Origin of the sequence: Pseudomonas sp. 10S5 (genome assembly GCF_035019745.1) — a bacterium.
GTDB lineage: Bacteria > Pseudomonadota > Gammaproteobacteria > Pseudomonadales > Pseudomonadaceae > Aquipseudomonas.
On record NZ_JASJVL010000003.1, the window covers coordinates 39,480 to 53,215 of the forward strand.

A 13,736-nucleotide genomic window follows, 5' to 3' on the forward strand; every position below is an offset into this window, starting at 1 on the left:
TTCTGCATCGTTCGGACTATCACTGAATTCAATGAGGAATCCCATGCGCCTTATTCGCATGTTGTTTGTATCTGCACTGGCTTTTTCTGCGGTTTCGGCTCACGCCGATAGCAAGGACGTTACGCGCCTGACGCAGTTGCTTGAAACGTCGAAAACCCTATCTGCACGCTTCTCTCAGCTGACGCTAGACGGCAGTGGCACCCAGTTGCAGGAGACCGCCGGTGACATGGCACTGCAGCGCCCTGGCCTGTTCTACTGGCACACCGATGCGCCCCAAGAGCAATTGATGGTTTCCAACGGCAAAAAAGTCTCACTGTGGGATCCGGATTTGCAACAAGTGACCATCAAGACCTTGGATCAGCGCCTGACTCAAACCCCTGCGTTGCTGCTTTCCGGTGATGTGTCGAAAATCAGCGAAAGCTTCGATATCAGCGCTAAAGAAGCGGGTGGCGTGATTGATTTTATCCTCAAGCCCAAGACCAAGGACACGCTGTTCGACAGCCTGCGGCTGTCGTTCCGTAACGGCATGATCAATGACATGCAACTGGTCGACAGCGTCGGTCAGCGCACCAATATCTTGTTCACTGGCGTCAAGGCCAACCAATCGATTCCGGCGAGCAAGTTTGTGTTCGACATCCCGAAAGGCGCTGACGTCATTCAGGAATAAGAGGTTTCAAGCGCAGCCCATGGACTTGTTTCGAAGCGATCCGATTGCTCAACCCTTGGCTGCACGCCTGCGCGCGGCCAATCTTGATGAGTACGTCGGCCAAGAACACTTGCTGGCTCCCGGCAAGCCTCTGCGTGAGGCGCTGGAGCAGGGCGCGCTTCATTCGATGATTTTCTGGGGGCCACCAGGCGTGGGTAAAACCACGTTGGCGCGGCTGCTGGCGAAAGTCTCTGATGCGCACTTCGAGACAGTCTCGGCGGTCTTGGCTGGGGTGAAGGAAATTCGCCAGGCTGTTGAAATCGCTAAACAACAGGCCGGGCAATACGGGCGGCGCACCATCCTGTTCGTCGACGAAGTGCACCGTTTTAACAAGTCACAACAGGACGCGTTTCTGCCCTATGTTGAAGACGGTACGCTGATTTTTATTGGCGCTACCACCGAAAATCCATCCTTCGAATTGAACAACGCCTTATTGTCGCGCGCCCGAGTCTACGTGCTTAAAAGCCTGGACGAAGCGGCGCTGCACAAACTGGTTCAGCGCGCCCTGACCGAAGAGCGCGGTTTAGCCAAACATCAGCTGTCGCTGAGCGATGAAGGTTTCAAGATGCTGTTGGCCGCCGCCGACGGTGATGGCCGGCGCTTGCTCAATCTGCTGGAAAACGCCTCAGACCTGGCCGAAGACGGCGCCGAAATCAGCGTCGAGCTGCTGCAAAGCTTGCTCGGCGACAGCCGTCGTCGTTTCGATAAAGGCGGCGAAGCGTTCTACGATCAGATTTCGGCGCTGCATAAATCGATTCGTGGCTCAAACCCGGATGCTGCGTTGTATTGGTTCGCGCGCATGATCGATGGCGGCTGCGACCCGTTGTACCTGGCCCGGCGCGTGGTGCGCATGGCCAGTGAAGATATCGGCAATGCCGACCCGCGCGCGCTGACCCTTTGCTTGTCGGCGTGGGACGTGCAAGAGCGCTTGGGCAGCCCTGAAGGAGAGTTGGCCGTGGCCCAGGCCATCGTTTATCTCGCGTGTGCGCCAAAAAGCAACGCCGTGTACATGGGCTTCAAGGCCGCGATGCGTGAAGCCACTGAGCACGGCTCGCTGGAAGTCCCGCTGCATTTGCGTAACGCACCGACCAAACTGATGAAACAGCTCGGTTATGGCGAGGAGTATCGGTATGCCCACGATGAACCTGATGCCTATGCCGCTGGCGAAGACTACTTTCCAGACGACCTTGAGCCGCGTCAGTACTACCAGCCCGTCCCGCGAGGTCTTGAGTTGAAGATCGGAGAAAAGCTCAACCATCTGGCGGCGCTAGACAAAGCCAGCCCGCGCAAACGGAGAAAGTAGTGATTCAAATGATTCTTGCGGTGTCCGTAGCCGGCATCGCTGGTACATTATTGCGCTTCGCTACGGGCAACTGGGTCAATGCTAACTGGCCACGCCACTTTTACGCGGCGACAATGGCCGTTAACTTGGTCGGCTGCCTTATCATTGGCATTCTGTACGGGCTGTTCTTGACCCGTCCTGAAGTACCCATCGAGATTCGTGCTGGCCTGATTGTCGGCTTTGTAGGTGGTCTGACGACCTTTTCATCCTTTTCACTGGATACGCTGCGCTTGCTTGAAAGCGGGCAAGTGCCACTGGCCCTGGGCTATGCGGGTATTAGCGTATTCGGCGGGCTACTTGCCACTTGGGCAGGCCTGTCCCTGACCAAACTTTGATAGACGAGAGAACGATATGCTCGATTCAAAACTGTTACGTACCCAACTTCAGGACGTAGCGGATCGCCTGGCGTCCCGTGGTTTCACCCTGGATATCGCCCGCATCGAAGCGCTGGAAGCCCAGCGCAAGACCGTCCAGACCCGTACTGAACAGTTGCAGTCCGAGCGTAATGCCCGATCCAAATCTATCGGCCAGGCTAAACAGCGGGGCGAAGACATCGCTCCACTAATGGCCGATGTGGACCGCATGGCCGATGAACTGGCTGCCGGCAAAATCGAACTGGACGCGATTCAGGTAGATCTGGATTCGATGTTACTGAGCATGCCGAACCTGCCGCACGAATCGGTGCCGTTGGGCGCTGACGAAAACGACAACGTCGAAGTTCGTCGTTGGGGCACTCCAACTGCTTTCGATTTCGAGATTCAGGATCACGTCGCGCTGGGCGAAAAATTCGGTTGGCTGGACTTTGAAACCGCGGCCAAGCTTTCTGGCGCACGTTTTGCGTTGTTACGTGGCCCGATTGCCCGTATGCACCGCGCGCTGGCGCAGTTCATGATCAATCTGCACGTTACCGACCACGGCTACGAAGAGGCTTACACGCCTTATCTGGTGCAGGCGCCTGCGTTGCAGGGCACCGGCCAATTGCCGAAATTCGAAGAAGATCTGTTCAAAATCACCCGCGAAGGTGAGGCCGATCTGTACCTGATTCCGACGGCGGAAGTGTCGCTGACCAATATCGTGTCTGGCGAGATTTTGGACCCCAAGCTGCTGCCGATGAAATTCGTCGCACACACCCCGTGCTTCCGCAGCGAAGCTGGCGCCTCGGGCCGCGACACCCGGGGAATGATCCGTCAGCACCAATTCGACAAGGTCGAGATGGTTCAGATCGTTCAGCCCGATCAATCGCAAGCTGCCTTGGAAAGCTTGACTGGTAACGCTGAACGCGTGTTGCAACTGCTGGAATTGCCATACCGCGTGCTGGCGCTGTGCACCGGCGACATGGGCTTTAGTGCAGTCAAGACTTACGACCTTGAAGTCTGGATTCCTAGCCAAGACAAATACCGTGAAATTTCGTCGTGTTCAAACTGCGGTGATTTTCAGGCACGACGCATGCAGGCACGCTGGCGCAACCCGGAAACCGGCAAGCCGGAACTTGTTCATACATTGAACGGTTCGGGTCTGGCTGTCGGTAGGACGCTGGTTGCCGTGCTGGAAAACTACCAACAGGCCGACGGTTCGATTCGGGTACCTGAGGTACTTAAGCCTTACATGGGTGGCCTTGAGGTCATCGGCTAAATGGAATTTCTACCGCTGTTTCATAACCTGCATGGCAGTCGCGTGCTGGTGGTGGGCGGGGGTGAAATTGCGTTACGCAAATCCCGCCTGCTCGCTGATGCCGGTGCAGTGTTACGGGTGGTTGCACCTGAAATAGAGGTGCAACTGCGCGAGTTGGTAGAGGGTGGCGGCGGCGAAGTGATTGTCCGTGGTTACGTTGAGAGTGATCTCGACGGCTGCGTGTTAATCATCGCAGCCACCGACGACGAGCCGCTCAACGCCCAGGTCTCCCGTGACTCCAAACGGCGTTGTGTGCCGGTCAATGTGGTGGATTCGCCAGCGTTATGCAGCGTGATTTTCCCGGCCATCGTTGATCGCTCGCCGTTGGTGATCGCGGTCTCCAGCGGTGGGGATGCGCCGGTTCTGGCGCGGTTGATTCGCGCCAAGCTGGAAACCTGGATTCCATCGACCTACGGTCAATTGGCTGGCCTCGCTGCGCGGTTTCGCAGTCAGGTAAAAAACCTGCTCCCGGATGTTCAGCAGCGTCGGGCGTTCTGGGAAGAGGTGTTTCAAGGGCCGATTGCTGATCGGCAGTTGGCCGGGCAAGGTGCAGAAGCCGAGCGTTTATTAGTTGCCAAGATCAACGGCGAAGTACCCAGCGCGGTGGGCGAGGTGTATCTGGTCGGTGCGGGTCCGGGCGATCCGGACTTGTTGACCTTTCGTGCCCTGCGATTGATGCAGCAAGCCGACGTGGTGCTGTACGACCGCTTGGTTGCGCCGGCGATTCTTGAGTTGTGCCGACGCGACGCCGAGCGGGTGTACGTGGGTAAACAGCGTGCCGATCACACATTGCCGCAAGACGAGATCAATCAGCAGCTGGTTGAACTGGCCAAACAAGGCAAGCGTGTTTTGCGCCTCAAGGGCGGCGATCCGTTTATTTTCGGACGCGGCGGCGAAGAAATCGAAGAGTTGGCGGCCCACGGCATACCGTTCCAAGTGGTGCCAGGCATTACCGCCGCCAGTGGTTGCGCGGCCTACGCCGGTATTCCGCTGACCCACCGTGATTATGCGCAGTCTGTGCGCTTCGTCACTGGGCACCTTAAAGACGGCAGCACCGACTTGCGTTGGAACGACTTGGTGGCACCGGCACAGACGTTGGTGTTTTACATGGGGCTGGTTGGGTTGCCGATTATCTGTGAGCAACTGATCAAGCATGGTCGCAGCGCCGACACTCCTGCCGCGCTGATCCAGCAAGGCACCACATCGAATCAGCGGGTGTTTACTGGCACGCTGGCGAACCTTCCGCAATTAGTGGCCGAGCATGAAGTTCATGCGCCGACACTGGTTATCGTGGGAGAGGTTGTTCAGCTGCGGGAAAAACTGAAATGGTTTGAAGGCGCTCAGTCGAAAATTTAACGATTGCGCGAAGACTCTGGTCACCCATTTCCGGTGATCAGGGTCTTTACCTCAACTGTTTAAGCGCCTGACCAAATGCCGCTGCCTTCAAGGCGTGCGCGATCATGGTTTGTGTGCAAGTTCAACGCTGGGCCTTTTGGCACGATCCCGGTGGGGTTGATGGTCTTGTGGCTCCCGTAGTAATGATTCTTGATGTGTTTGAAGTCCACGGTCTCAGCAACGCCCTCCCACTGATACAACTCCCGTAGCCAATTGCTCAGGTTCGGGTAGTCGGTAATGCGTCGTAAGTTGCATTTGAAGTGACCGTAATACACCGCATCAAAGCGAACGATGGTTGTGAACAGGCGTACATCGGCTTCAGTCAGATGCGCGCCAGCCAGATAGCGTTTTTGGCCCAGAAGCATTTCCAGGGTGTCCAATTCCGCGAACACCTCATCAAATGCTTGCTCATAAGCGCCTTGCGACGTTGCAAAGCCTGCGCGGTAAACGCCGTTGTTCACCGAGGGATAGATATGATTGTTTAGCTCGTCGATGTTGGCGCGCAGTGATTTCGGGTACAAGTCCAATCGATTGCCGGTCAATCCGTCAAACGCCGAATTAAACATGCGGATAATTTCCGAGGATTCATTGCTCACGATTCGCTGCTGTTGTTTGTCCCACAGCACCGGGACCGTTACCCGACCGGTGTAGTTGATGTCGTCTGCGGTGTAACGCTGATGGATAAACTCGAAACCGTCCAACTTGTCGCCGCTGGAGCCAAGGGTCTGGTCGAAGGTCCAGCCATTTTCCAGCATCAGCCAACTGACCACGGACACGTCAATCAAGCTTTCGAGGCCTTTTAGCTTGCGCACGATCAGTGTGCGATGTGCCCACGGGCAAGCGAGGGAAACGTACAAATGATAGCGACCGGCTTGCGCGGGGAAACCGCCTTCACCGCTAGGGCCGGCACTGCCATCTGAAGTGATCCAATTGCGACGTTGCGCTTCTTCGCGCTGAAACGCGCCGTCTTTGCTGCTTTGATGCCACTGGTCATGCCAGCGTCCGTCGATCAGAAGGCCCATGACAATCTCCTAAGCTGTTTTGCGTTGGAGATCAGTCTAAAGGCAATGCTTTGAGCAAATAATACAAAGCATCGACGGTTATGATCGGTTAAATCGATCGATCTCGGGCGTCCCAATATTTCTGAGCCAGCACGAATGCTTCATCCCGCGGTGTTCCAAGACCCCGTAAAGCCAGGGCGATGGTTGAAATCAGCGCGAGCTGCGGATAGCTGTCTTCAATCTCCCCGCGCCATAACGCCGTTAACTGTAAGGGGTCAAGGGTGGCCGGTTTGACGTGGCGTCGTGGTGCCAGTGCAGGCCATTCTTCATCCCAGCTTTGGCCACCAGTGGTGCCATACAGATGGCTGATGGTGTCGGGGTTCATTTCAACTTCACCGCCATCGCCTTTAATGACGATGGTGTTATCCCCCAACAGACCGCTGGCTTCGCGGTGCATCCCTTGGTAGCCGGGGTGGAAAATGCTTTGCAAGCCACAGCGTGCATCCAGTGGGTTGAGCACCCGCGCCAGCGAGTGAATCGGCGAACGCAGGCCCAACGTGTTGCGCAGGTCGATCATGCGCTGTAATTGCGGCGCCCAATCTCCCAGTGGAATAAACGCCAGGTTGTACTGCTCAAGCGCGGTCCCGACCGCTTGCCAATTGCGGCACAGCGGGATGCCCAGCAGGTCGAGCAACTGCTCGCTGTATAACCGCCCTGCGGTATGTGCGCCTCCACCGTGAAGCAATACCCGGACTCCGTTTTGTGCCAGGCATTTAGCCGCGAGCAGGTACCACGGCAGGTGACGTTTCTTGCCAGCGTAGGTTGGCCAGTCGATATCCACCTTGAGTGCCGGCGCGTGCAAGCGTTCGCGCACCGCTTCGGTGAAGCCTGCGAGTTCTTCCGCGCTTTCTTCTTTGTGACGCAATAGCATCAAGAAGGCACCAAGCTGAGTATCTTCGACTTTATCGTCGAGGAGCATGCCCATGGCTTCCCGGGCTTCTTCACGGGTCATGTCGCGGGCGCCACGTTTGCCTTTGCCGAGAATACGCACGAACGGGGCAAACGGGTGTTCGGCGGGGGTTTCAAGGGTCAGCGGGGCAAAGTCGGTCATATGCAATTCGTCGGTTTGGGCAGGCCCGCCAGCTTGGCGGCGAGTTTGGCGGGAGTGCCATTGAACAGGCGATTGAGGTGCATGCTGTTGCCCTTTTCAGGACCGAGCTTCAACGCCGTGTATTTGATCAGCGGGCGGGTGGCGGGTGATAGCTGGAACTCCGCATAAAACGCCCGCAGTAAGTGGAGAATTTCCCAATGATCGGTGTTAAGGGCAATGCCCTCTTGCTCGGCGATGGTAGTTGCCACTTCGCTGGACCAGTCATTGAGGTCTACAAGGAAACCATCCTTGTCCAACGCCACATGGTGTTCGGCGATCTGCAACTGTTTCATAGCCAGGTATTCACCTTGTCGAAGCGGATCGACAGCGCAACGAAGCCAGGATAATCGACGCTTTCGGCCCAGAGCGGTAACGCCAGATTCCGCGCAAGGAGGTCTTCTTCCAGCACAAACAGCTTGAGTGAAGCGCGGCGGGTCTCAAGCGCCTTGAATGGCGCAGAGTCCTGACTCAGCCCATAGGTTGCGTCGCCACACAGCAAAATGGCGTCCTTGGTGCCCAACAGCCGCAGGCAGCTCGTCAAGCGGCTGTCGGTAAACGGCGAGTGAGATAACACATGCAAAGTCGACATCAGAGCGTGATCACTTGGTCGTAGCGGTCAATGGTCGCCGACAGTTCCGGGCCGTGCAGCAGCGTCAGGTTTTCGATCGTCAACTCGTCGGGAAGTACGCCGCGCTCCGCGAGGCTGTCGCCACACGCGTAAATATCGTCGATGCCAAACAGCGAAAGGGCCTTCAAGTTGGCGGTCAGGTCTTTCTGCTGGAGTTGGGCGGCTTGTTGATTGGGTATCAGCTGAAACACACCGTCATCCATGAAGAGAAGGCCAATCGGCAAATCGAATGCGCCGCCTGCCAACACGATGTCCAGCGCTTCCCGCGCACCGGGGCCGGACCATGGCGCCTGACGGCTAATAACCAATAGTGATTTAGGCATTTCACGGTCCTCCGAAGCAGATCAGTCGGTCAGCTTCTTGCACTGCATCGTGCAGCTGGCCAAGCCCTGACAATGCCCACTGAGCTGGCAAGTTGGCGGCCGGTCGCTCGTAGCGTTGCGCTTCTTCTTCATTCAATACGCCGCGACGCAAGGCGGCGGCGATGCAGACCACGCCATCAAGTTGATGCTCGGTCACGAACTCGCGCCATAGGCGCGGCAGGTCGAGTTCATCCTGAGGCGTGACGATATTGCCCGATGCGCTGTGCACGCCGTCTTGATAGAAGAACAACCGTACAATCTCATGACCACCGGCCAGCGCCGCCTGAGCAAACAGCAAGGCGCGGCGGGAAGAGGGCACGTGGGCCGCAGAGAATAAGGCGATGGCAAACTTCATGTGTCAGCTCGGTCAACAAATCTGTGGCCATGATAAAGAGTTTGCGAACGGCAGGCAGCAAAAAGCCCGCTCGGCGGGCTTTTTGTTGGAGCTAAGCTTACTGAAGGTCAGCAGTGCATCAGTTTTTGCTGCTGCCCATCAGGCCAAATATTTGCAGTAGGCTGATGAACAGGTTGTAGATCGATACATACAGGCTGATGGTTGCCATGATGTAGTTACGTTCGCCGCCCTGAATGATGGCGCTGGTCTGAAACAGGATGCACACCGACGAGAACAGCACGAAGCCGGCGCTGATCGCCAATTGCAGACCGCTGATGTGGAAGAACATGCTCGCCAACGTGGCACCCAGCAGAACGAAGAAACCAGCGGTGATGAAGCCACCGAGGAAGCTCATGTCCTTGCGGGTGATCAATACGTAAGCAGACAAGCCGCCGAACACCAGGGCAGTCATCGCAAACGCCGAACTAACCACCTCAGCGCCGCCCTGCATACCCAGGTAACGATTGAGGATCGGGCCGAGCAGGTACCCCATGAAACCGGTCAAAGCGAAGGTCGAAACCAAGCCCCATGCCGAGTCACGTAATTTGTTGGTGAGGAAAAAGAGGCCATAAAAGCCGATCAGCACGACGAACACGTTAGGGTAAGGCACGTGATTCTGCTGAGCGATATAAGCCATCAGACCGCTGAAGGCGAGAGTGATAGCCAGAAGACCGTAGGTATTGCGCAGGACGCGGCTAATCTCTAGCTGATCGGCCTGCACGCCGTTGTTGACTGCGTAATCCTGTTCGCGCATGGCGAGACTCCCGGTGGTTGAAATGTTAAGACGCAAAGATCATAACAGAGGCATCGCTGCTGGCTAGCATCAGAGTTTGACAGTGTGTTTCATTCGGGTATTATGGCGCCCGCAACAGCAACGGAGGTGTGGCCGAGCGGTCTAAGGTAGCAGTCTTGAAGCCGCCGACCGTAACAGGTCGATGAGTCCTTATATCAGGTACTTCTCAGCTGCACGCCTGCGTTAAGCTACAGGTAATACGGGAAATTGGCAGAGCGGTTGAATGCACCGGTCTTGAAAACCGGCGAACGTTAATAGCGTTCCCAGGGTTCGAATCCCTGGTTTCCCGCCAAACATCAAAAAAATAAAGGGCTTAGAGATAATCTAAGCCCTTTTTTTGCCTGGAATTCGGGTGCTTCAAGTAGTTGACCCTACCAACGGCGGCACATAGGGCATTTAAATATCCCCTGAGGCAAGCGCATCGCGGGCGAAGCGGATTCGAAAGGCAATGCTTTAGCGGCCAATCCCATCTTATTTATCGAAAGAAATGTCGACATTGATCATGTGGTCGGCCATTTCGGAAAACATACGTTGCAGCTTCGCATTTAGGCCCGAGTCGTCTACCTGCTCGTTGATCGCCCGATGCATGCACAACATCCATTCATCGCGTTCGACAATACCGACCGCGTAGGGCGCATGTCGCATGCGCAGACGCGGGTGGCCACGCTCCTGCCGGAACAGTGGTGGCCCTCCAAGCCACCCGCTCAAAAATTTAAAAAGGCTGTCCGCGCTGCCCTTGAGACTTGGTGGGTGCATCCGACGCACTATTCGCGCCTCGGATAGCACTTCCATCAGCTCATAAAAACGGTCGACCAATTTATGGATACCTGCCTCACCCCCTAACTGGAGGTAAGCACTGGCGTTGTTCTCATGCTGGGAATTTAATAGTTCAGTCATGTCATCACTATTCAAAGTAAGAACTTTATCCAGCCGGCGAGGGCAAGCGCTGCAAGGCAGGTCCATCCTGAAAATAACCATCGCCAGACCGGCGCGCGCGGGACAAATCCCACCCCGTTTACAAAAGCCACGCTCATGGCTGCGAACAGCGCAGTTGCAAGAGCGTGGTCAGCTTTTCCATCTGCGGCTGCGATCAGAGGCGGATAAAGGGTGCAAGCCAGCATGATCGCCACGGCGATAATCAAACTCAGCACGTGTATGCGTGAGGTAGGTGGGACGTTAGCGACGTGGGTCATCGTGACTCTGCCTCATCGCTGTCTGTCCTGGCGCGACCAGCTTCGTTCTCGCCCCACATCGCGTTCAATATCGCCAGTAGCAATGCAAAACCGACTCCCAGCATCCAGGCGAAATACCACATAATTTTTTACTCCTTTGCTGGCACTAGTAGGCTGAGTGGTCGTTGGCTTTAATGTGCGCGATGGTCACCTTGCCCCGCATGACGCGATACGCCCATGAGGTATAAAGGATGATCAGTGGCATGAAAATCAATGCCGCCCAGAACATGATGGCAAGGCTAAGGTGGCTGGAAACGCTGTCCCAAACGGTCAGACTTGCAGCGGGCATTGACGATGACGGCATGATGAATGGAAACATTGAAACGCCTGCGGTGCTGATGACACCGGCGACAGCAAGCGATGACGCCACAAATGCTGAGAGAGTGCGGCGAACCATCAGCAGCATGGCTGCGCTCGCTGCGCCAGCCAAGCCCATCAAAGGTAACAGCCACAACAAAGGGTAGTGGCTATAGTTGGTCATCCAGGCACCCGCTTCGCGTACTACTGATTTACCGAGGATGTCGGGCAGTCCAGCCGTGTCAACCACTGAGGTAATGCGATAGCCATCGATCGACTGTAGCCAAATTCCGGCGATTACAAATGAGCAAGCCAGCACGATGGCCGCACCCACCGCACCCTTTACAGCCCTGGTCTGGATAACACCTTCAGTACGGTGTGCCAGATAGCTTGCGCCTTGCAGAGTAATCATTGCGCTACTGACAACGCCCGACAACAGTGCGAAGGGATTCAGCAACTGCCAGAAGCTGCCAGTGTAGGTTGATACCAAATAATCGTTGAACTGGAACGGTACTCCTTGCAGCAAATTCCCGAACGCGATCCCGAATACAAGTGGGGGTACTGTACCCCCCACGAATAGACCCCAATCCCAAGTGTTGCGCCACGTTGAATTTTGAATCTTGCTGCGATAATCGAAGCCGACGGGGCGGAAAAACAACGCCCAAAGAACCAGTATCATCGCCCAGTAAAAACCGCTGAACGCCGTTGCATAAACCACTGGCCATGCTGCAAATAACGCGCCGCCAGCAGTGATGAACCAGACCTGATTCCCATCCCAGTGTGGGCCGACAGTGTTTATAACGACGCGCCTCTCCATATCATTGCGGCCAACGAACGGCAGTAATGTACCGACCCCCATATCGTGGCCGTCCATAATGGCGAAGCCAATCAGCAGTACGCCTACCAGCGCCCACCAGATAATTTTCAGGGTGAAATAATCAAGCATGATGGCTTTCCTTCAAATTGGCGTCGTAGACATACCGGCCAGTTCCGAGACTGCCTGGACCTTGACGGGCGAACTTGACCATCAAGAACATCTCTACCACCAGCAGCGTGGTGTAGAAGACAATGAATCCTGCTAACGACCCGTATAAATTGTTGACGCCAAGCGTTGAGACACTCATGTGGGTTGGTAACACACCGTAGATAGTCCATGGCTGGCGGCCGTATTCGGCAACGAACCAGCCAAGTTCGCAGGAGATCCAAGGCGCTGGCAGCATGCAGAGCGCTAAACGCAATAACCAGCGGCGTTGCGTGCAGGTCGACTTCAACGTGCTCCAGAACGACAGCCCAAATAGCAGCAGCATCGCAAACCCTAGACCTACCATGATCCGAAATGCCCAAAACATAGGTGTAACGCGAGGCACGGTATCGTTGACGGCTTTATCTATGATGTCCGGTGTGGCCTGATTGACATCCTCGACATACTTCTTAAGCAGCAGGCCGAAACCGAGGTCTGCCTTATATTCTTCGAACACCTGCAGTGCAGCTGGATCACCGCGATGCTTGCGCAATGTTTCCAGCGCATTGACTGCAGTAATGCCGCGCAGGATGCGAGCCCGGTTTTTTTCCTTGATCTCATGGATACCAGGGATTTGCTTACTTACCGATCGGGTGCCAATCAACCCCATCAACCACGGCACTTCAACTTCCCAGTTATTCTTCGACTCGCCTTCGTTGATGCTGGCCAATAATGTCAGTCCGGCGGGTGCTGGTTTTGTTTCCCACATGGCCTCCATGGCCGCCATCTTAGTTTGCTGTGCCTCGCCCACCGTATAACCAGACTCATCACCCAAGACGATAACGCTTAACACTGACGCCAAGCCGAAGGCTGCCGCAACCCGAAAGCTTCGCTTTGCAAACTCGACATCTCGATTCTTAAGCAGATACCAACTTGAAATAGACAGCACAAACATTGAACCGGTGACGTATCCGGCCGAGACGGTATGCACAAACTTGGCCTGTGCAACTGGATTGAAAACCACTGCCCAGAAGTCAACCATCTCCATGCGCATGGTTAGATAGCTGAATTCAGAACCCACCGGATTTTGCATCCAGCCGTTGGCAATCAAAATCCACAGCGCTGAAAGGTTGGTCCCGATGGCCATTAGCAGGGTGACCAGAAAGTGGTGCTCCTTTTTTAATCGGTCCCAGCCAAAAAAGAATAAACCAATCATTGTTGATTCGAGGAAGAACGCCATCATGCCCTCGATCGCCAGCGGAGCACCGAAGATGTCGCCTACGTAGTGTGAGTAGTACGCCCAGTTGGTCCCGAACTGAAACTCCAGTGTGATACCGGTAGTCACGCCTAACGCGAAGTTGATACCGAACAGCTTGCCCCAGAATCGTGTCATGTCTTTCCAGATGACATTACCCGTCATCACGTAGACGCTTTCCATAATGACCAGCAGCCACACCATGCCAACGGTGAGAGGTACAAATAGAAAGTGGTACAGCGCTGTGGCTGCAAACTGCAGCCGTGACAATTCCACCAGATGTTCTGAAATCACTTGCTTGCCCCTTGAGTCGAGGTGGGTACGCCGAACCTTTCGCTGATGGTGTTCGAGTCAACGCTCACGCGCGATTCTCGGATGAACAGCCACCAAAGCACCGTTAGCACCACCAACTTGATTAGCACTGCTATTAGCAGATGGCGCCGTAGTCGTTTGTCGGAATTGGTCATGACTATGCAGTTAGCACGTGTCATGCCAAGAGGGAAATGTGATTTTTATCGTTTAATAACAATAACTTAAATGTTTCAGTAT

The 13,736-nt window shown here is 55.3% G+C and carries 18 protein-coding genes and 1 tRNA gene; 6 read left to right on the forward strand and 13 right to left on the reverse strand.

The window, feature by feature from the left end; genetic code table 11:
• Positions 1 to 43 precede the first annotated feature (43 nt).
• The 5 genes from lolA to cysG are packed head-to-tail and all read left to right on the forward strand — an operon-like array spanning position 44 to position 5,075.
• Positions 44 to 667 (forward strand): outer membrane lipoprotein chaperone LolA, encoded by a 624-nt coding sequence (gene lolA, locus QN378_RS03285; RefSeq protein ID WP_322202179.1) that lies wholly within the window; start codon positions 44 to 46, stop codon positions 665 to 667.
• A gap of 19 nt (positions 668 to 686) precedes the next feature.
• The gene (locus QN378_RS03290) at positions 687 to 2,009 is read left to right on the forward strand and encodes a replication-associated recombination protein A (protein ID WP_323550566.1); all 1,323 of its coding nucleotides are present in this window, start codon (positions 687 to 689) and stop codon (positions 2,007 to 2,009) included.
• Complete coding sequence (crcB, locus tag QN378_RS03295) at positions 2,009 to 2,383, forward strand: fluoride efflux transporter CrcB (protein ID WP_322202183.1); 375 nt, start codon at positions 2,009 to 2,011, stop codon at positions 2,381 to 2,383. The genes QN378_RS03290 and crcB overlap by 1 nt, the downstream gene beginning before the upstream one ends.
• Positions 2,384 to 2,399: 16 nt before the next feature.
• Complete coding sequence (gene serS, locus QN378_RS03300; RefSeq protein ID WP_322202185.1) at positions 2,400 to 3,680, forward strand: serine--tRNA ligase; 1,281 nt, start codon at positions 2,400 to 2,402, stop codon at positions 3,678 to 3,680.
• Positions 3,681 to 5,075, forward strand: a complete 1,395-nt coding sequence (gene cysG / locus QN378_RS03305; RefSeq protein WP_322202187.1) for a siroheme synthase CysG — start codon at positions 3,681 to 3,683, stop codon at positions 5,073 to 5,075. It abuts the gene before it with no gap.
• A gap of 59 nt (positions 5,076 to 5,134) precedes the next feature.
• On the opposite strand, the gene QN378_RS03310 is transcribed toward cysG, so the two are convergent.
• The 7 genes from QN378_RS03310 to QN378_RS03340 all read right to left on the reverse strand — a co-directional run bounded on the left by QN378_RS03310 (position 5,135) and on the right by QN378_RS03340 (position 9,403).
• Entirely contained in the window at positions 5,135 to 6,136 is a 1,002-nt protein-coding gene (locus tag QN378_RS03310) for a glutathione S-transferase family protein (RefSeq protein WP_322202189.1), read from the reverse strand.
• 88 nt (positions 6,137 to 6,224) lie between these two features.
• The gene (locus QN378_RS03315) at positions 6,225 to 7,226 is read right to left on the reverse strand and encodes a glycosyl transferase family protein (RefSeq protein ID WP_322202191.1); all 1,002 of its coding nucleotides are present in this window, start codon (positions 7,224 to 7,226) and stop codon (positions 6,225 to 6,227) included.
• Positions 7,223 to 7,558 (reverse strand): TusE/DsrC/DsvC family sulfur relay protein, encoded by a 336-nt coding sequence (locus tag QN378_RS03320; protein WP_322202193.1) that lies wholly within the window; start codon positions 7,556 to 7,558, stop codon positions 7,223 to 7,225. The genes QN378_RS03315 and QN378_RS03320 overlap by 4 nt, the downstream gene beginning before the upstream one ends.
• On the reverse strand, positions 7,555 to 7,854 hold the full coding sequence (gene tusB, locus QN378_RS03325) for a sulfurtransferase complex subunit TusB (RefSeq protein WP_322202195.1): 300 nt from the start codon (positions 7,852 to 7,854) through the stop codon (positions 7,555 to 7,557). The genes QN378_RS03320 and tusB overlap by 4 nt, the downstream gene beginning before the upstream one ends.
• Positions 7,854 to 8,216 (reverse strand): sulfurtransferase complex subunit TusC, encoded by a 363-nt coding sequence (tusC, locus tag QN378_RS03330; protein ID WP_322202197.1) that lies wholly within the window; start codon positions 8,214 to 8,216, stop codon positions 7,854 to 7,856. The genes tusB and tusC overlap by 1 nt, the downstream gene beginning before the upstream one ends.
• A gap of 1 nt (position 8,217) precedes the next feature.
• Positions 8,218 to 8,610 (reverse strand): sulfurtransferase complex subunit TusD, encoded by a 393-nt coding sequence (gene tusD / locus QN378_RS03335; protein ID WP_322202200.1) that lies wholly within the window; start codon positions 8,608 to 8,610, stop codon positions 8,218 to 8,220.
• A 118-nt stretch (positions 8,611 to 8,728) separates the two neighbouring features.
• Entirely contained in the window at positions 8,729 to 9,403 is a 675-nt protein-coding gene (locus tag QN378_RS03340) for a Bax inhibitor-1/YccA family protein (protein ID WP_322202202.1), read from the reverse strand.
• A 240-nt stretch (positions 9,404 to 9,643) separates the two neighbouring features.
• Between QN378_RS03340 and QN378_RS03345 the strand changes: the two genes are divergently transcribed.
• Positions 9,644 to 9,734: transfer RNA gene (locus QN378_RS03345), tRNA-Ser, on the forward strand.
• A gap of 179 nt (positions 9,735 to 9,913) precedes the next feature.
• Here the strand turns inward: QN378_RS03345 and QN378_RS03350 are convergent.
• The 6 genes from QN378_RS03350 to cydP are packed head-to-tail and all read right to left on the reverse strand — an operon-like array spanning position 9,914 to position 13,678.
• Positions 9,914 to 10,339 carry a group II truncated hemoglobin gene (locus QN378_RS03350; protein WP_322202204.1) on the reverse strand — a complete coding sequence of 142 codons (426 nt, stop codon included), beginning with the start codon at positions 10,337 to 10,339 and terminating at the stop codon, positions 9,914 to 9,916.
• A gap of 11 nt (positions 10,340 to 10,350) precedes the next feature.
• Positions 10,351 to 10,635: a cyd operon YbgE family protein gene (locus QN378_RS03355; RefSeq protein WP_322202206.1), complete on the reverse strand. Its 285-nt coding sequence runs from the start codon at positions 10,633 to 10,635 to the stop codon at positions 10,351 to 10,353.
• Positions 10,632 to 10,757 carry a cytochrome bd-I oxidase subunit CydX gene (cydX, locus tag QN378_RS03360; RefSeq protein ID WP_322202208.1) on the reverse strand — a complete coding sequence of 42 codons (126 nt, stop codon included), beginning with the start codon at positions 10,755 to 10,757 and terminating at the stop codon, positions 10,632 to 10,634. Before cydX ends, QN378_RS03355 begins: the two co-directional genes overlap by 4 nt.
• A 23-nt stretch (positions 10,758 to 10,780) precedes the next feature.
• Positions 10,781 to 11,917 (reverse strand): cytochrome d ubiquinol oxidase subunit II, encoded by a 1,137-nt coding sequence (gene cydB / locus QN378_RS03365; protein WP_322202210.1) that lies wholly within the window; start codon positions 11,915 to 11,917, stop codon positions 10,781 to 10,783.
• Positions 11,910 to 13,481: a cytochrome ubiquinol oxidase subunit I gene (locus QN378_RS03370; RefSeq protein ID WP_322202212.1), complete on the reverse strand. Its 1,572-nt coding sequence runs from the start codon at positions 13,479 to 13,481 to the stop codon at positions 11,910 to 11,912. The genes cydB and QN378_RS03370 overlap by 8 nt, the downstream gene beginning before the upstream one ends.
• Complete coding sequence (gene cydP, locus QN378_RS23455) at positions 13,478 to 13,678, reverse strand: cytochrome oxidase putative small subunit CydP (protein ID WP_369124906.1); 201 nt, start codon at positions 13,676 to 13,678, stop codon at positions 13,478 to 13,480. Before cydP ends, QN378_RS03370 begins: the two co-directional genes overlap by 4 nt.
• Between the last annotated feature and the right edge of the window lie 58 nt (positions 13,679 to 13,736).